General features: G+C 71.4%; 1 protein-coding gene and 2 pseudogenes. All 3 read right to left on the bottom strand.

Features of this window, described 5'->3' with window-relative positions:
* Positions 1-24: 24 nt before the first annotated feature.
* Positions 25-5,481: pseudogene (locus tag RM423_RS11215) on the bottom strand (SDR family NAD(P)-dependent oxidoreductase); the annotation flags it as partial.
* A gap of 58 nt (positions 5,482-5,539) precedes the next feature.
* Positions 5,540-11,011: pseudogene (locus RM423_RS11210) on the bottom strand (SDR family NAD(P)-dependent oxidoreductase); the annotation flags it as partial.
* A gap of 93 nt (positions 11,012-11,104) precedes the next feature.
* On the bottom strand, positions 11,105-19,609 hold the full coding sequence (locus tag RM423_RS11205) for a type I polyketide synthase (RefSeq protein WP_311423118.1): 8,505 nt from the start codon (positions 19,607-19,609) through the stop codon (positions 11,105-11,107).
* Positions 19,610-19,890: the final 281 nt, after the last annotated feature.

Raw genomic sequence — 19,890 nt, 5'->3', positions numbered from 1 at the left:
GCTGGACGCTTCGACGCACCGGGCTCAGAGCCCGTTGTCGATGAAGGCGAAGATCTCGTCGTCCGAGGCGGACCGGATCTGGTCGTGCACGTCCGACGGCCCGGACGGGGTGGCCTCCAGCCTCAGTAGCGCGCTGTTCAGAATCGCGATCACCTTTGCGCGCACTGCCTCATCACCCTCGGGCAGCAGCTGTTCCAGCTGGTCGAGGTTGGCGCGCAGGGTCTCTTCGACCGGTACCGCCCGGGGAGCCAGGGTGCGCTGCAGGTATTGCGCGAGCGACTTCACCGTCGGGTAGTCGAAGGCCAGCGTCGCCGGCAGCCGCAACCCGGTGGCAGCATCGAGACGGTTACGCAGTTCTACCACGGTGAGGGAGTCGAAACCGAGTTCGCTGAACGCCTGCCCGGCCGAGACCGAATCGGTGTCCGGCAGGCCGAGCACCGTCGCGACCTGGGCCCGTACGAGGTCGGTGAGCGCCTCGCGGGCGTCCGCCTCGCTCAGTCCGGCCAGCCGCTGGGCCACCTCGGAGTCCGAGCTGCGCCTCACCTCCGACGTGGCAGCGGTGTGCTGGGCGGCCGCTCGCCGCGGGGTCCGGACGAGGCTGCGCAGTACCGGTGCCAGCGTGCCGGCATCGGCCCGGCCCCGCAGCCCGGTCGCATCCCACGCCGCCGCGACCACGACCGGAGCCGGGCCCCTCAGCGCCTGGTCGAACAGCTCGACGCCCTGCCGCGCGCTCAGCGGCGCCACCCCGGCACGAGCCAGCCGCGCCACGTCGGTGGGGCTCAGCGCACCGGTCAATCCGGTGGGAACGTCCCACAGACCCCAGGCGATCGACACTCCCGGTAGCCCGCGTTCGCGGCGATGGGCAACCAGCGCGTCGGCGAAGGCGTTGGCCGCGGCGTAGTTGCCCTGACCCGCATTGCCCAGCACCCCGGCCAGGGACGAGAACATCACGAACGCCGACAGTGGCGTTTCAGCCGTTAGCTCATGCAGATTCCAGGCCGCGTCAGCCTTCGGGGCGAACACCGCCCCGACCTGATCGGAGGTCAGCCGGTCGACCGGGGCGTCGGCCAGCAGGCCGGCCGCGTGCACCACGCCCGTAAGCGGCCGGTCGACGGGAATGCCGGCCAGCACGGCGGCCAGGCTCGCCCGGTTCGAGACGTCACAGGCGGTGACCCGCACCTGCGCACCGGCAGCCTGCAGCCGCTCGGTGAGCTCGTCCACGCCGTCGGCGGCCGGGCCGCGTCGCGACACCAACTCCAGCCGGCGCACGCCGTGCTCGCTCACCAGGCGCTCGGCGATGATCGCGCCGAGGCCACCGGTGCCACCGGTCACCAGCACCGTCCCCTCGGCGAGCGAAACGGCATCGCCCTTTGAGGTCAGCGCCACCAGGCGCGGTGCCAGCACCCGGTTTCCACGTACCGCCAGCTGCCAGTCACCGTCGGCCATCAACCCGGCCACCACCGGCAAGCCGTCCGACAGTGCCGAGTCGTGCGCGAGTGCAGAAGCGTCGGCCTCGATCTGCCCGAACCGTCCCGGATGCTCAGCCGCAGCGGAACGCACGAGGCCCGACACAGCGGCTCCCGCCAAGTCGGCCGACCCGGTCAGCACGATCAGCCGCGAACCGGCGAACCGCTGCTCCGCCAGCCACTCCCGCACCGTCGCCAAGACCCGGATGGTCAGCTCCCGAGCCGCCGTCGCGGGGGAGTCGAGGTCGCCCGCCGGGCAGGACAGCACCACGAACTCCGGCACCACCTCGTACTCGGCCAGTTCGGCCAGCGACGAGACACCGTCCATGCCGCGCAGCTTCTCGCCCAGGCTGATCCAGCGGGCATGGAGTAGGCCGGCCGGCGCGACGTCGATCCAGTCGATTCCCTGCAGTGTCAGTCCTACGGCCACGCCGGCACGCAGGGCGTCGGACGAGACGGTCCGGGCGCGCAGCGACTCCACCCGCAGCACCGGAGCTCCGAAGACGTCCACGGCCTCGATCCGGGAGTCCGCTCCAGAGCTGGTGAGCCGCACCCGCAGCGCCGTCGCGCCGACGGCCGACAGCCGGACGCCACGGAAGACGAACGGCAACCGCAGCTCCTCCGTTTCGGCAGTCAACACCAGGGGATGCAGTGCCGCGTCCAGCAGCGCCGGATGGATGCCGAAGCCGGTGGCCTCGATCCCGTCGGGAGCGAGAACCTCGCCGAACAGCTCGTCGCCCCGCTGCCAGGCGGCGACGAGTCCCTGAAAGGCCGGTCCGTAGCCGTAACCACGGTTGGCCAACTCGGCGTAGCCCTTGCCCACATCGAGGGCCGTGGCGCCCGCCGGTGGCCATACGCTCGCCCAGTCGGCGGACTCCGACCCCGCCGGGCTGTTCTCGAGGACGGCACCGGACGCGCAGTGCGACCAGTCCGCCGACCCCGACCGGGAGTACAGCGTCAGCGCCCGCCGGCCGGCCTCGGCCCGATCCACCCGCACCTGGACGTCTGCCGAACCGTTGCCCGGCAGCACCAGTGGCGCGTGCAGCGTCAGCTCCTCCAGTTCGGAGCAGCCGGCCGCGGTCGCGGCGGCCAGCGCCAGTTCCACCAGCCCCGCACCGGGAAACAGCACGACGCCGTCCACCTCGTGGTCGGCAAGCCAGGGCGCGGAGTCCACCGAGAGTTGGCCGGTGAGCAGAAAGCCGCCACCGGCCTCGGACACCAGAGCGTTCAGCAGGGGGTGCGCCGCCGGCCCGATGCCGGCCGCGGCCGCGGTAACCCGCGCGCCGTTGTCCAGCCAGTAGCGGCGGCGGTCGAAGGCGTAGGTCGGCACGTCCAGCCGCCGGTTCGGTGCCTGGCCGAGCACCGCCTTCCAGTCCAGGGTGGCGCCCAGGACGTAGGCCTGCGCGGCCGCGAGCAAAAACTGCCGCAGGTTGCCCGCGCCCCGGCGCAGCGTCTCGCAGACCGCGCCTGGGATGTCCTCGACGTGAATGATGTCGCGCAGGTCCCCCGCGAGTACCGGATGCGGGCTGACCTCGATGAACAGTGGCGAGCCGGCGTCCTCGGCGAACGCCGCCACGGCGCTGCGGAACCGGACGGGCTGGCGCAGATTGTCATACCAGTACTCGGTGGACAGCTCCATCGTCGGCAGGAACGAGCCCGTCAGCGACGAGCAGAACCGAACGTCCACGGCCGCCGGGGTGATCCCGGCGAGCAGGTCGAAGAGTTCACTCCGCAGCTTCTCGATGTGCGGCGTGTGCGAGGCGTAGTCCACCTCGATGCGCCGGGTCCGGACGGCCTCACCCAGCTCTGCGGCGAACTCCTCGATGGCCTGGACCTCGCCAGCCAGCACCACACCGGTGGGGCTGCTGTGTACCGCGATCCACAACCGGTCCTGCCACGGCTCCATCAGCTGCCGGGCCTGGTCGGCGCCCAGCGCTACGGCGAGCATCCCACCGGTGCCCCGCAGCCGGGTCAGGGCCTTGCTGCGCAGCGCGACGGTGCGTGCGGCGTCCTCGAGGGAAAGCGCTCCCGCCACGCAGGCTGCGGCGATCTCACCCTGAGAGTGGCCCAGCACCGCACTCGGCTCGACACCGGCGGAGCGCCACAGCGCGGCCAGCGACACCATCACCGCGAACAGCACCGGCTGAACCACGGCCGAGCCCGCCAGCGCCGGCGCACCGGCCTGCTCACGCAGCACCGCCATAACCGACCATCCGGTATGTACCGCCAACGCCTCGTCACAGCGACGCAGCTCGTCGCGGAACAGTTCGTGGGAATCGAGAAGTTCAACCGCCATCCCGGCCCACTGGGTGCCCTGTCCGGGAAACACGAACACCGGCGAGACGTCCTCGGCGGTACCGACGACCGCGGCCGGATGGGGCGTGTCCCCGGCCACCGCTGCCAGCCCGGCCAGCAGCTCGTCCCGGTCGGTGGCGACCACGACCGCGCGATGCATCAACCGCGCGCGGCCGGCCAGCACCTGACCGACCGCCGCGAGATCGGACGCCTCGGCGGTGCTGGCGTAGTCGAGCAGCCGGGCGGCCTGGCTGCGCAGCGACTGCGAGGTCCGGGCAGACACCACCCACACCAGCGAGTGGCTGGCCACGGGTTCAGCGAGCTCAGCAGTCGGCACCGGATCGGGCGGTCCCTCAACGATCACATGGCCATTCGTGCCACTGATTCCGAACGCCGAGACCGCCGCGCGCACCGGGCGATCGGGATGAGACCAGGCCACCGGCTCGGTCAGCAGCTCGACGGTGCCCGCGGACCAGTCCACGTAGCTGCTCGGCTGGTCGGCATGCAGCGTCGCCGGCAGCACGCCGTGACGCATCGCGAGCACCATCTTGATGATGCCGCCGACCCCCGCCGCGGCCTGGGTGTGCCCGAGGTTGGACTTCAGCGATCCGAGCCACAACGGCCGGTCGGCGTCGCGATGCTTGCCGTAGGTGGCCAGCAGCGCCTGCGCCTCGATGGGATCACCGAGCTTGGTGCCGGTACCGTGCGCCTCGACGGCGTCGACATCGCGGGCGTCCAGTCGGGCGTCGGCCAGCGCCTGCCAGATCACCCGCTCCTGCGATGGGCCATTCGGCGCGGTCATGCCGTTGCTGCGACCGTCCTGGTTGATGGCGCTGCCCCGGATCACCGCAAGGATCTGCCGGCCGTTGCGCTGGGCGTCGGACAGCCGTTCCAGCAGCAGCATTCCGCCGCCCTCTGCCCAACTGGTACCGTCCGCTGCCTCGGAGAACGCCTTGCACCGGCCGTCCAGGGCGAGCCCACGCTGCCGGGAGAACTCCACGAACATGATCGGATCCGCCATCACGGTGACTCCACCGGCCAGCGCCAGCGAGCACTCACCGCGGCGCAGGGCTTGCACAGCAAGGTGAATCGCGACCAGCGACGTCGAGCAGGCAGTGTCCACGGTGACCGCCGGCCCTTCCAGGCCGAACGTGTAGGACACCCGGCCGGACAGCACACTCTGCAGGTTGGCCGTGTGCAGCGAGCCGTCCACCGACTCCGGAGTCTCGGTGTTCAGGAACCGGGTCGCGTAATAGTCATACATGCAGCCCGCATACACGCCGGTCCGGCTGCCGCGCAGGGCGGTGGGATCGATGCCGGCCCGTTCGAACACCTCCCAGCAGATCTCCAGCAGCATCCGGTGCGCGGGGTCGGTGGCCAGCGCCGCACGCGGACTCATGCCGAAGACGCCTGCGTCGAACTCCGGTGCCTCGTAGATGAAGCCGCCGAGCTGGCTGTAGGTCTTGCCCGATACCTCGGGGTCCGGGTCGTACAGGTCGGGATCCCAGCCACGATCGGTCGGAAAGGTGCCGATCACGTCCTGACGGGTGTTCACCAGATCCCAGAGCTGCTCGGGGGTGCTCACCCCGCCGGGAAAGCGGCAGCCCATTCCGACGATGGCGATGGGGTCGTGGCGACTCTCCTCGACCTCGCCCAGCCGGCCCTCGGCGTCGGCCAGCCGACGACGCACGTCAGCGAGGTCGACGACGGCACGGCGGAGGTAGTTGCGGAGTTCTTCGTCGGTCGCCATGAAGGCCCTTTCAGCAGATGATGCAGGGTCAGAAGTCGTTGTCGAGCAGGGCGAAGATTTCTTCGTCCGTGGCCGAGTCCACCGTCGCCGCGACGGTGCGGGCTTGGCTGCCGTTGAGCGTCGAGCTGCCGTTGACGCTCGCGCTGCTGAAGCCGGAACCCCAGCGAGCCAGGGTGCTGTGCAGGATCGCGATGAGCTTGCCGCGGCTCTCGTCGTCCGCGGCCAGCATCAGCCCGACCCGGTCGAGGCTGTCCCGCAGCGTCTCCTCGGCGGTCGGAGGCGCCGGTGCCAGCGTCGAGTACAGGTGCTCGACCAGAGCGGCCACCGTCGGATGGTCGAAGGCGAGCGTGGCGGGCAGCCGGATGCCGGTCTCCAGTTCGAGCCGGTTGCGCAGTTCGACCGCGGTGAGCGAGTCGAAGCCCAGCTCGCTGAACGACCTTTCCACCTCGACCGCCTGCGCGTTGGCATGTGCCAGCACCGCGGCGACGTGACCGCAGACCAGATCGGTCAGCATCCGTCGGCCATCCGCCTCGGGCAGCGAGTCCAGCCGGGCGGCCAGCCCCGATCCACCCGGCGCGGTGACGGCTCCGGCGGCGGCCCGGCGCGGCGCCCGGACCAGCCCCCGCAGTACCGACGGCAGCGCGCCACCCTCGGCCCGGGCATGCAGGCCACCGTTGTCCCAGCGGACCGCGACGACCAGTGAATCCGGCGCGGCTGCTGCCACATCGAAGAGCGCGAGGCCCTGCTCGGCGGTCAGCGCGGCCACGCCGGAGCGCGACATCCGGGCCAGCTCGGTCTTGCTGAGGCTGCCGGCCATGCTGGACTCGTCGTTCCACAGTCCCCACGCCACCGACACTCCGGGCAGTCCGAGCTGCCGGCGGTAGGCGGCGAGGCCGTCCAGGGTGACGTTGGCCGCCGCATAGTTGCCCTGTCCGGGGCTGCCCAGCACGCCCGCAATGGAGGAGAACAGCACGAACATCGACAGCGGCAGGTCCAGGGTCAGCTCGTGCAGGTGCCAGGCCGCGTCCACCTTCGGACCGAACACGCTGTCCAGCTGTCCGGCCGACAGCCCGTCCACGGTGGCGTCGTCGAGCACCCCGGCGGTGTGCACGATGCCCGTGAGGGGGTGCTCCGGCGAGATGCCGGCGAGCAGGGCGGCCACGGCGTCCCGATCGGCGACGTCACAGGCAAGCACACGAACCTGCGCGCCGAGCGCTTGGAGCCGCGCGGTCAGGGCTGCCGCGCCGGGAGCGTCGGGTCCCCGGCGCGAGGCCAGCGCCAGGTGCCGTACGCCGTGCTGGGTGATCAGGTGCTCGGCCACCAGCGCGCCGAGGCCGCCGGTGCCACCGGTGATCAGGACCGTCCCGCCGTTCACGGCCGGGGCGATTGCCGCCGGCGCCTGCCGCCGAGCGACCCGGGGTGCCAGCAGCACCCCGTCGCGGACCGCGACCTGCGTCTCGTCCGCGGCCACCGCGGCCGCCAGCGAGGTCCAGTCGATAAGGTTCCCGGCGAGGTCGGCGAGGATGAAGCGCCCCGGGTGCTCGGACTGTGCGGTTCGCACCAGGCCCCACACCGAGGCGGCGGCGACGTCGTCGACCTCGGGGCCGACCGCGCCCCAGGTGAGGAACACCAGCCGAGACAGCGCGAACCGGTCGTCTGAGATCCAGCGCTGCAGCAACTCCAGCGCCTGGTTGGCCAGCGCGCGGGCACGGTCCGGAAGGCTCTCCGACCAGGGCACCTCGGCGCCCAGGGAGACCGCGACGAAGTCCGGGGCGGGCTGGCCGTCGGCCACCGCCGCGACCAGCTCGTCGGCGTCGGCGAAGTTGTCCAGGCCCTCGATCGGCTTCCCCAGGCAGGCCCACCGCGAGCCGTCCGTGCCGGCTGCCGCCACGACCGGTGTCCAGTCCACACCGTAAGAAAGTGGACCGCTCGCCCGGCTGACCGAGGCCAGCGATTCCGGTGCCACCGTCCGTACCCGCAGCGACTCGATGCCGAACACCAGCTGCCCGGAGACGTCCGCGGCCTGCACCTGCACGTCGTCGCCCGACACCGCCAGCCGCACCCGCAGCACACCGGCACCCGAGGCGCAGAGCGCAACTCTCCGGAACACAAAGGGCAATCGCAGTTCCGACGCGCCACCGGTGAGCAGCAGCGGATGGAACGTCGCGTCCAGCACGGCCGGATGGATGCCGAAGCCCCTGTCCTCCAAGCCCGCTGGCACCACCACCTCGGCGAAGAGATCCGCACCGCGCGACCAGGCGGCCGTCACGCCGCGGAAGGCTGGGCCGTACTCGTAGCCGTACTCCTCCAGCGCGTCGTAGCGACCGGTCACGTCGATCTCGGTGACGCCGGACGGCGGCCACGCGGTCGCCCAGTCACACACCCCACCGGCAAGCCCACCGGCCACCACGACACCCGAGGCGCAGCGCGCCCAGGTGCCGCTCTCGGGCCGGGAGTACACCTTGACCGACCGGCGGGAGTTCTCGCCTCCCGCGTCCAGAACGACCTGCAGAAAGAGCCGGCCGGACGCCGGCAGCACCAGGGGTGCCTCGAACATCAACTCCTCGACCTGGTCGCAGCCCACCTGGGCAGCCGCCTCCAGGACGACGTCGAGCACCGCGGTGCCCGGAACCACCACGGCCCCTGCCACGCAATGGTCAGCCAGCCAAGGGAAATCGGCAAGGGATACGCCGCCGGTCAGCACCACCCCGCCGCCGTCACCGACCTCGACGGCCGCACCGAGCATCAGGTGATCGACCGGGCGCAGGCCGACGGCCGCGACATCGATGCCCCGGCGAGGCGGCTCCAGCCAGTAGCGCTGACGGTCGAAGGCGTACAGCGGCAGGTCCGGGCCGATGTTGTCGGCACCGTCGAACAGGGTGCCCCACCCGACCGGCACACCCGCCACCGAGGCCTGCGCGAGGCAGCTGAGCAGCGCCTCGCACTCGTCCCGATCACCACGCCGCAGCGGCATCACGACCGGGTCCGAGGCGGTGACGCTGTCGTGCACCAGGCCGGACAGTACGGCATCGGGGCCGACCTCGAGGTAGCCGTTGACACCGCCGGATTCGAGACCGGCGATGGTGTCGGAGAAGCGCACCGCGCGGCGAATCTGCTCGATCCAGTATTCGGGCTGGACCCAGGACAGTTCCTCGAGACCGCCCACGGAGTTCGTCACGGCGGTGAGCCGGGGCTCGCTCAGGCTCACGTTCTTCACCTCGGCGGCGAAGTCGTCGATCATCGGTTCCATCAGCGGCGAGTGGAAGGCATGGCTGACCGGCAGCCGCCGGGTCCGCCGACCCACGCCGCGCCAGTAGTCGGCCAGTGCCAGGCAGTCGGCCTCGTCACCGGACACCACCAGGCTGGTCGGCCCGTTGAGAGCCGCGATCCCCAACCGGCATTGCCCTGCAAGCATCGGGGCGAGCTCGTCTTCTGACGCCTCGATCGCCACCATCGCGCCCGGCGCGTGCAAGGCGTGCATCAGCCGCCCGCGAATGGCGATCAGCCGGGCGGCGTCGGCCAGCGACCAGACACCGGCGACATACGCGGCCGCGAACTCACCGACCGAGTGGCCGGCCACGGCATCCGGCCGCACTCCGAGCGAATCCAGCAAGCGGAATGCCGCCACCTGGTAGGCGAACAGCGCGGGTTGGGTATAGCGGGTCTCGTTCAGCAACTCCGCGTCGGGCGTGCCGGGCCGCGCCCACATCAGCTCGCGCAGCGGTTGGTCGAGGTAGCGGTCCAGCATGTCGCAGACCTCGTCGAAGGCAGCGGCGAACACCGGATACCCCGCGTACAACTGGGCGCCCATGCCGGGCCGCTGGCCGCCCTGCCCGGTGAACAGGAACGCCAGTTTCATCTTGTCCCGGGTCGCGCCCGTCACCACACCGGCGCCGGGCGAGCCGGCGAGGTAGGCATCCAGGGCGGCGACCAGGGCATCCCGGTCCGCGCCTACGACCACAGCACGGTGCTTGAACAGCGCGCGGCTGGTGGCGAGGGAGTAGGCCACGTCGGCAGCCTCGGCAGCGGGGTTTGCCGTGACGAAATCGCGCAACCGGCGAGCCTGTCCGGCCAGCGCGCTCGCACTGCGGGCGCTCACCAGCCACGCCAACGGGCCCTGCCGGCCGGCCCGCGGCGGGTCGTCGCTGCGCGGCGGCCCCTCTTCCAGCACCAGATGGGCGTTCGTGCCACTGATGCCGAAGGACGACACCCCGGTACGGCGCGGGTGCCCCTGCCGCGGCCACTCGCGCGCATCGGTGAGCAGGCTGAGCGAGCCCGCCGACCAGTCGACGTGCGGCGTCGGCTCCTCGGCGTGCAGGGTGGCGGGGAGCACGCCATGCTGCATCGCCAGCACCATCTTGATGACCCCGGCGACCCCGGCGGCAGCCTGGGTGTGGCCGAGGTTCGACTTCACCGAGCCGAGCCAGAGCGGCTGTCCGTCGAGCCGGTCCTGACCGTAGGTCGCCATCAGCGCCTGGGCCTCGATCGGGTCGCCCAGCTTGGTGCCGGTGCCGTGCGCCTCGACGGCGTCCACGTCGCGGGTGTCGAGGCCCGCGTCGGCCAGGGCTTGCGCGATCACCCGCTCCTGCGCGGGGCCGTTGGGGGCCGTCATGCCGTTGCTGTGCCCGTCCTGGTTGACCGCGGTGCCGCGGATGACGCCGAGGATGCGCCTGCCGTTGCGCTGCGCATCGGACAGCCGCTCCAGCAGCAGAACGCCCACTCCCTCCGACCACGCGGCGCCCGAGGCGGCGGCCGAGAACGAGCGACAGCGGCCGTCGGCGGACAGCGCGCGCTGGCGGCTGAACTCCACGTAGGTGTCCGAGGTGGCCATCGCGCTCACCCCGCCGGCGAGTGCCAGCGAGCACTCCCCGCCGCGAAGAGCCTGTGCCGCAAGGTGAATCGCGACCAGCGAGGACGAGCACGCGGTGTCGACGGTGACGGCCGGCCCCTCCAGCCCGAAGGTATAGGACACCCGGCCGGACAGCACGCTGTAGGCATTCGACGTGAACAGGATGCCCTCCACCGACTGCGGCGAGGTGCCGATGAACCGCTGCGCGTAGTCGTTGTACATATTGCCGGCGAAGACACCGGTTTGGCTGCCCTGCAAGGTGGTCACGTCGATGCCGGCGCGCTCGAAGGCCTCCCAGCTGGTCTCGAGGAACAGCCGGTGCTGCGGGTCGGTGGCCAGGGCGCTGCGCGGGCTCATCTCGAAGAACCCGGCATCGAAGTCCGCCAGGTCATACAGAAAGCCGGCGTTGCGGGTGTAGGACTTGCCGAGCGCGTCGGGGTCCGGGTCGTAGATGCCTTCGAGATCCCAGCCACGGTCGGTGGGGAATTCACCGATGGCGTCGGTGCGATCGGCCATCAGCTCCCAGAGGTCTTCGGGCGTCGTGACGCCACCGGGAAAGCGGCAGGCCATCCCGATGATCGCAATCGGCTCGCGGTTGCTGTCCTCCAACTCGCTGAGCCGGCGCCGGGCCTCACTGAGATCGACGGTCACACGCTTGAGGTACTCGCGTAGCTTGTCTTCAGTCGGCATGAGCCCAACCCTTCGAAAGCGGAGTTCGTTGCGGCATTCGGACGGGCGCGGCGGTCACAGCGGGCCGTCCAGGAAGGCGAAGATCTCGTCGTCGGACGCCTCGTCCAGGGCAGCCCGGACGTCGGGCTCGCTCGCCGGGACGGCGTGCGCGTCGACCTCACCGGACGGCGCGGTTTCCAGCCGGACCAGCGTGCTGTGCAGCATCGCGACGACCTTGCCGCGCACCGCCTCATCGGCCCCGGATAGCAGCCGCTCGACGTCGTCCAGGCTCACCCGCAAGGTCTCCTCGGGGGCCTGCGGCTTCGGGGCCACCGCCGCGTACAGGTGATCTGCCAGCACCTTGACCGTGGGATAGTCGAAGGCCAGCGTCGCCGGCAACCGCAGCCCGGTCGCGGCATCGAGACCGTTGCGCAGCTCGACCACGGTGAGGGAGTCGAAGCCCAGCTCGCTGAACGTCCGGTCGGCGTCCACCGACTCCGAGTCCGCGTGCGCCAGCACCCGGGCAACGTGGGACCGGACGAGCTCGCGGACCGCTTGCCGCCCGGCGGCCTCGCTGACCGTCGACAGCCGCTCAGCGAGCTCCGCCGACGATCCGGCCTTGGCAGTGTTACGGCCACTGTGTGCCGCACTGTCAGCACTCGGGGAAGCCGCGCTCGGCTTGGGTGCTGATCGCCGGGGAGCCCGGGCGAGGCCGCGCAGCACCGGCGCCAGCGCACCGTCCTCGGCGCGCCCGCGAAGCCCCGCCGCGTCCCAGGCTGCCGCGACGACGACCGGGGCGGGGTCCGATGACGAGCCGGCACCGCGAAATGTCTGGTCGAACAATGCCAAACCCTGTTCGGCGGCCAGCGGCGACACCCCGGCCCGGGCCAGCCTGACCACATCCGCCTCACCCAGGCCGCCCGTCATCCCGGTGACCACGTGCCACAGTCCCCAGGCCACCGAGACCGCGGGCAGGCCGGACTGCCGCCGGTAGCTTGCCAGGCCGTCCAGGAATCCGTTGGCCGCGGCGTAGTTGCCCTGGCCCGCATTGCCGACCACACCCGCGACGGAGGAGAAGAGCACGAAGGCCGACAGGGATGAATCCGCCGTCGCCTCATGCAGATACCAGGCCGCGTCCGCCTTCGGGCCGAACACCGTGCCGACCTGAGCAGCGGACAGCCGGCCGACCGGCGCGTCGGCGACGGTACCCGCCGCGTGCACCACCGCGGACAGCGGCCAGTCCGCACTCACCCGCCGGACGAGCGCGGTCAACGCGGCCCGATCCGAGACGTCACACGCCTCGACTCGCACCTGCGTACCGGCAGCCTGCAGGCGCGCGACGAGCTCCGGAGCGCCCTGGGCGTCGGCACCGCGTCGCGAGACCAGCACCAGCTGCCGCACACCGTGCACCGTGACCAGCCGCTCGGCAACCAGCGCGCCCAGGCCACCGGTTCCGCCGGTCACCAGCACCGCGCCAGCCGATTCGTTGCCCGCGGACTGCTCGACGGTGTCGGGACCCACGGTCACCGGGGCCAGCCGCGGAACCACCAGCGCACCGTTCCGGATCGCGAGCTGCCATTCACCGGCGGCAAGCAGTCCCGCCACCAGCGGCCACCCGTCGGTCAACGATGCCAGATCCACCGAGTCCAGCAGGGCGAATCGACCTGGATGCTCAGCAGCGGCCGACCGGACCAGGCCCCACACCGCACTGGCGGCCACGTCCTCGGCGCGGATTGCCGCGGTGGCTCCCCCGGTCACGAACAGCAGCTGGGACTCGACGAAGCGCTCGTCCCCGACCCAGGTCTGGATCAGGTGGAGTACCTCGCAGACGACCTCCTGCGTCGTGTACGGCAGGTCCTCGGCGTCCACGTCGAGGGCCAGCGGAATGACGACGGTGGCAGGCATCGCACCGGTGGTGAGGTCCGCGAGCGAGCCCAGGTCATAGTGCCGGGCGACGTCCGCGCCGGCCTTGTCCAGCTGCGCGGTGAGGTCGTCCACCGACATGTCGATACCGACCACGGCCCACGACTGACCGGTCAGCTCAAGCGCGACGGCGTCACCGGCGATCCAGTTCAGGGCGTAGGCACCCGAGTCCGGCAGGCTCGTGGCGGGGCCGCGCCTGGGAGCGCGGCGCAGCGTGAGGGAGTCCACGGCGGCAACCGGCCGCCCTGTCTCGTCGACGATCGCCAGCGCTACCTGGTCCTCGGTGAGGGTGCGGATCCGCACCCGCAGTTGGCTCGCGCCCGGTGCGATCACCCGCACGCCGCTCCACGCGAACGGCAGCAGCAGCGACTGGGCGTCAGAGCCGTCGCCGCCATCGAGGACGAGCAGGTGCATCACCGCGTCGAGCAGCGCCGGGTGCAGGGTGAAACGTTCCGCCTGGGCGGCCGGAGCGTCCGGCAGGGCGACCTCGACGAACCGGTCGCTGTCCGAGCGCCAGGCCCGTTGCAGGCCCTGGAAGGCGGGACCGTACTGGTAACCGCGATCCGCCAGCTGCCCGTACACGTCGGTCAGCTCGACTTCGACGGCATCCTCAGGAATCGAGAATGTCTCGCTGCCGTATCCAGGATCGCTGACGGCTACCGTGCCGGTGGCGTGCCGGGTCCAGTCCGCGTCCGGCGAATCGGCAGGGCGGCTGTGCAGCGTCAGCCTTCGCCGGCCGGCATCGTCAGGCGCGCCAACCAGGAGCTGCGCCTGTAGCGCCCCCGGTTCGACAAGGACGATCGGGCTTTCCAGCGTGAGATCTTCCAGCAGGTGGCAGCCCGCGGCGGCCGCCGCCTGCAGGGCCAGTTCCACGAAGGCGGTGCCGGGCAGCAGTACCGACCCGTCCACCGCGTGGTCGGCCAGCCACGGCGTGCTGGCCAGGGACAGCCGGCCGGTAAGCAGGTAGCCGTCGGAGTCCGCCAGCGGCAGCACCGTGGCGAGCAGAGGATGTCCCGAGGCGGCGGTTCCTGCCGGCGCCTGCGGGGCGGCCTCGACCCAGTAGCGGCTGCGCTCGAACGGGTACGGGGGCAGCTTCGGCCGGGTGCTCGGTGCCGGGCCGAGCAGCGTGGACCACCGCACCGCTGCCCCGCGGACGTAGGCCTCGGCCGCCGAGCGGAGAAAGCGCGCCGGACCGCCCTCGCCACGGCGCAGCGTGCCGACGGCGTCGCCAGCTTCGCCCGCCGCACGCAGGGTGTCCTGCACGTGGCCGGTCAGCACCGGGTGCGGGCTGGCCTCGATGAACAGCGGCCGGGCGTACCTGTCGAACGCCCGGATGGCCGCGTCGAAGCGCACCGGGTACCGCAGGCCGCGGTACCAGTAGTCGGCGACCAGCTCGGCCGGCTCGACGAAGCCGGCCTCCAGCGCCGAGCAGAAGGCGACCTCGGTGTCCTGCGGGGTCGTTCCGTCGAAGATCGCGCACAGCTCGTCGCGCAGGTTCTCGATGTGCGGGGTGTGCGCGGCGTAGTCGATGGCCACCTTGCGCACCTGCGCGGCCCCGGCACAGGCGGCCGCGAACTCCTCCAGCGCAGCCAGCTCCCCCGCCACCACGGTGCTCTCGGGCCCGCTGAGGATCGCCACCCAGAGCCGGTCGTCCCATGGCGCCAACCGCTCGCGCACCGCCGCCTCAGGCAGTGACACCGCCACCATGCCGCCGGTGCCGCCGAGGGCCATCAGTGCCCGGCTGCGCAGTGCCACAATCCTGGCCGCGTCAGGCAGCGACAGTGCACCCGCAGCGCAGGCTGCGGCGAGCTCACCCTGCGAGTGGCCGATGACGGCGACCGGCCGCACACCGACCGAGCGCCACAGTGCGGCGAGCGACACCATGACCGCGAACAGCACGGGCTGGATCACGTCAGAGCCTGCCAGCGCGGGCGCGCCGTCGACGCCGCGCAGCACGTCCTGCACCGACCACCCGGTGTGCACGAGCAACGCCGCGTCGCATCGCTGCAGTTCGGTACGGAATCCCTCGTTGCCATCGAGTAGTTCGACTGCCATGCCATTCCACTGCGAGCCCTGGCCCGGGAACACGAACACTGGTTGCACCTCGGCCGCCGTCCCCGTGACTACGGCGGGATGGGCGTCACCTTCGAGCACCGCGGTCAGCCCGGCGAGCAGCTCCGTCCGGTCCGCGGCCAGAATCACGGCCCGGTGCGTCAGGGCGGCGCGGCTGCCCAGCGCGCGGGCGACCCCCGTCAGGTCGGTGGCGGCCGCCGAGGCGTAGTCGCGCAGCGAGCGCGCGTAGCTACGCAGTGCGGACTCGGTATGTGCTGAGAACACCCACACCAGCGGGCCGTCGTGCGACGGTTCCGGATCGGTGGGCGGTGCCTGCTCAAGGAGCAGATGGCCGTTGGTTCCGCTGATGCCGAAGCCGGATACGCCCGCGCGCAGCGGGTGATCCGAAGCGGGCCACGGCACGGCGTCGCCGAGCAGCCGAAGTGCGTCGTCGTCCCAGTCCACGTGCGGGCTCGGCTGGTCGGCATGCAGCGTGGCGGGCAGGATGCCGGTGCGTAATGCCTGCACCATCTTGATCACTCCGGCAACTCCGGCCGCGGCCTGGGTGTGACCGATGTTCGACTTCACCGAGCCGAGCCACAACGGCCGGTCCTTCTCGCGGTGCTCGCCATAGGTGGCAAGCAGCGCGGCGGCCTCGATCGGGTCTCCGAGGGTGGTGCCGGTGCCGTGCGCCTCGACGACGTCTACCTCGCTCGGGTCCAGCCCGGCGTCGGCGAGCGCCTGTCGGATCACCCGCTGCTGTGCCACCCCGTTCGGCGCCGTCATGCCGTTGCTGCGGCCGTCCTGGTTCATCGCCGTGCCACGCAGGACGGCAAGGATCTCGCGACCGTTGCGGCGCGCGTCCGACATCCGTTCCAGCAGCACCACACCGGCGCCCTCGGCCCAGCCGGTGCCATCGGCGCCGGCCGCGAACGGCTTGCAGCGCCCGTCCGCCGCCAGGCCACCCTGCCGGCTGAATTCCACGAACATCCCGGGCGTGGCCATCACGGTCACTCCGCCGGCCAGTGCGGCAGAGCACTCACCCCGCCGAAGTGCCTGGGCGGCAAGGTGAATCGCGACCAGCGAGGACGAGCAGGCGGTGTCCACCGTGACGGCGGGTCCCTCGAGTCCGAACGTGTAGGCGACACGGCCGGACAGCACGCTGAGTGCGGTCCCGGTCAGCAGGTGGCCGTCGGTGGCGCCGGTCGGCTGGTGCAGCCGCGGGCCGTAATCCGGGGCCATCGCGCCGACGAACACGCCCATCCGGCTGCCGCGTAGGGACCACGGGTCGATGCCTGCCCCGTCGAGAGCCTCCCAGCAGATCTCCAGCAGCACCCGCTGCTGCGGGTCCATCGCCAAGGCCTCGCGCGGGCTGATCCCGAAGAACCCGGGGTCGAACAGGTCGGCGTCGTACAGAAAACCGCCGAGCCGGGTGTCGCTGGTGCCCGACCGCTCCGGTCCGGTGGCGAATAGGGCATCGCTGTCCCAGCCGCGGTTGGCCGGGAATCCGGTGATGGCATCGGTGCCGCTGGTGACGAGGTCCCACAGCCCGGCGGCGGAGGTGACGCCGCCGGGAAAGCGGCAGCCCGTCGCGACGATGACGATCGGGTCGTCGGCATCCGCTCGCTCGGCTGCCGGTTGGGTCGCCGTAGCCGATTCAGCAGGCCCGGTAAGGGCACTCAGCCGGTCGGCGAGTGCGTCCGGGGTCGGGTAGTCGTACAGCAGGCCGGTGGGCAGGCTGAGGCCGGTCGCGGCACGGAGCCGGTTGCGCAGCGCCACCGCGGTGTCCGAACCGACTCCCAGCTCCTTGAAGCTCCGGGTGGCGGCAACGTCGCGCGGGCCGTCGTAGCCGAGCGCCTCGGCGGTCAGCGCGAGCACCAGGTCCAGCAGCTCACGGCGCGAATGGCCGGTCGGGACGGCCTCCGCGAGCGGTGGGAGCGGTGCCGCCAGCACGGGCTGCACGGCGCGCATCGGGGCACCCGCCGCAGCGGTTGCCGAAGCGCTCAGCCAGTGCCGGCGGCGCGCGAAGGCATAGCTGGGCAGTTCGATCAGCTCGGCGCGGGTCACGGTCACCGGGCCGGTCCAGTCCACCGGCAGGCCACTGACGTACGCCTCGGCCAGCGCCCGCGAGACCTGCTGCCGCCCGCCCGAGGACCGACGGAGCGTACCCAGCACCGCGGCATGCTGCCCGGTGTCCTCGATGGTCTCTTCTACCGCGGCGACCAGAACGGGATGCGGGCTGCACTCGACGAACACGCGACAACCCTCGGCGAGCGCCACCGTGCTTGCCGTCGCGAACTCGACGGGCTGGCGCATGCTGCGGTACCAGTACTCGGCGTTCAGACCGGCGGTGTCCATCACCGTACCCGTCAACGTCGAGACGAAGGTGGTGTCAACCGACACCGGGCTGACCGGCTCCAGCGCCGAAAGCAGCTCGTCACGCAACTGCTCCATGGCCGCCGAATGCGAGGCGTAGTCGACCGCAACCAGCTTGGCGCGGTGTCCCTGCGAGTCGAAGTGCTCCGCGAGTGCGGCCAGGTCTGCGTCGGTTCCCGAGACCACCACCGACCGCGGGCTGTTGACGGCAGCGATGGTGGCACCCGGCGCGATCGCCTCGATCGCGGCCCGCACCAATGACGAGCCGGCGGCGACCGACATCATGCCGCCACTGCCCGCGATTGCCGCCAGTGCCCGGCTGCGCAGGGCGACCACCCTTGCTCCATCGGACAGCGACAGCGCGCCGACGACGGTGGCCGCCGCGATCTCGCCCTGGGAGTGCCCGAGAACCACGTCCGGTCGCACGCCGACCGAACGCCACACCGCGGCCAGGGCGACCATGACGGCCCAGAGCGCCGGTTGGACCACGTCCACGCGGTCGAAGCCCGGGCCTTCCGGCACGCCGCGCAGCACGTCCAGCAGCGAGTAGTCGACGAATGGTGCCAGCGCGTGGTCGCAGGCCGTGAGTGCCTCGGCGAACGGCGCAGAGTCCTTCAGCAGCTCCCGGGCCATCTCGGTCCACTGCGAACCCTGACCGGGAAAGATGAAAGCGCACCGCCCGGTCACCACGGCGCCGGTCACGACGGACGGGTGCGGCATGCCCGCGGCGAGGGCCTGAACGCCGGCCAGCATCGTCGCCGCGTCGCTGGAGGCAACCACGGCGCGGTGCTCGAATCGGGCACGGCTGCGGGCAAGCGAGAGCGCGACCCGAGCTGGGTCGGTGGCGGGTGCGGCGACAAGCTGCTCGTGCAGCCGATCAGCCTGCGCGCGCAGGGCGGTGGCCGAACGAGCCGACAGCAGCCACGGCACGTCGATCGGTAACTCGACTGCGGTAGCGGCGACGGGTTGCCGCGGAGCTTCACCGAGCACCAGGTGACAGTTCGTGCCGCCCATTCCGAATGAGCTGACGCCGGCGATCAGCGGCTGGTCGGGACTGGGCCAGTCCCGCCCGGTCCGCACGACGTCGAGCCCGAGCTGGGCGAGCGGAATCTGGGGCGAAGGCGTGTCGAAGTGCAGGCTGGCGGGCAACTGCCGGTGCCCGAGGCTGAGTGCCACCTTCAGCAGCCCCGCGACGCCCGCGGCACCCTCCAGGTGGCCGATGTTGGTTTTCACTGAGCCGACCAGCAACTCCTTGCGGGCCGCACGATCGCCGCCCAGCGCCGCGCCGAGAGCGCCTGCCTCGATCGGGTCGCCGACCCGGGTACCGGTCCCGTGCAGCTCCACATACTGAACGTCGACGGCGCGCACGCCCGCCTGCGCGCACGCCAGCTCGATGACTTCTTGCTGGGCACGCTGGCTGGGGGCGGTCAGGCCGTTGCCGCCGCCGTCATTGTTGACCGCGCCGCCCAGGATCACGCAGTGCACCGCGTCGCCGTCGTCCAGCGCGGCGGCCAGTGGCTTCAGAACAATGACTCCGGCGCCCTCGCCACGGACGTAGCCGTTGGCGCGCTGGTCGAAGACGTGGCAGCGGCCGTCCGGTGACAGCGCTCCGAATCCTCCGATGGCGGCGGTGGTTTCGGCGAGCAGGTTGAGGTTCACGCCACCGGCCAGCGCGAGTCGGCTCTCGCCGCGTCGCAGGCTCTCGCATGCCAGCTGCACGGCGACCAGGGACGAGGACTGGCCGGTGTCGACGGTCAGGCTTCGCCCACGCAGCCCGAGAAAGTATGAGACCCGGTTCGCGATGATGGCGCGATGGGTGCCGGTGTAAGAGTGCGGACCGACGCCCTCGGCTCCGAGCCGGTCCTGCATGGTCGCGTAGTCGTGGGCGATCGCTGCGAGAAAGACACCGCAGTCGGAATCGCGCTGGTCCCTCGGCACGACGCGCGCGTTTTCCAGCGCCTCCCAGGACAGTTCCAGCGCCAGCCGCTGTTGAGGGTCCATCACGGCGGCCTCGTTCGGAGAGATCCCGAAGAACTCGGCGTCGAACTGGTCGACAGTGTCGATAAACCCGGCGCGGCGGTACTCGGTGGCGATCCCCGGCGCCCACCGGTCGGCGGGTGCCTCGGTGATGGCGTCCACGCCGTTCCGCAGCACCGTCCAGAAGGCGGCGAGGTCGTGGGCCTGGGGCAGCCGACACGACATGCCGACAATGGCGATCGGCTCAGCCATTGCCGGCGAACTCCACTTCCCCACCATTCGATGCGCCTCTCAAGCCCTCAGGTTCTCGATCGTCGATGTCGTTTCGCTCGATGTGCCCTGCGCATCGTCTCCAGAACCGGTCGCGGACTTATCGGGCCAGGAACACTTTCTCAGTGCCGACGGCACAAATACCAGGCATCGTGATGGCAGGTAGTCACTTGCAGAAGCTGTCATCGGTCGGCCTTGACTGCGTCGCGGACGGCTCTCTAGCGTCGCGGATCAATGAGAAGGCTCGGGCGTCACGCGCCGGC

This window comes from Jatrophihabitans lederbergiae (assembly GCF_031845305.1).
GTDB classification, from domain to species: Bacteria; Actinomycetota; Actinomycetes; order Mycobacteriales; family Jatrophihabitantaceae; genus Jatrophihabitans_A; species Jatrophihabitans_A lederbergiae.
The sequence above is the reverse complement of the archived record's forward strand: the minus strand, read 5'-3'. Positions and strand labels throughout refer to the sequence as shown.

Coding starts and splice junctions, on each gene's coding strand:
- RM423_RS11205 (WP_311423118.1), bottom strand. CDS start 19,609: ATGGCTGAGCCGATCGCCATTGTCGGCATGTCGTGTCGGCTGCCCCAG.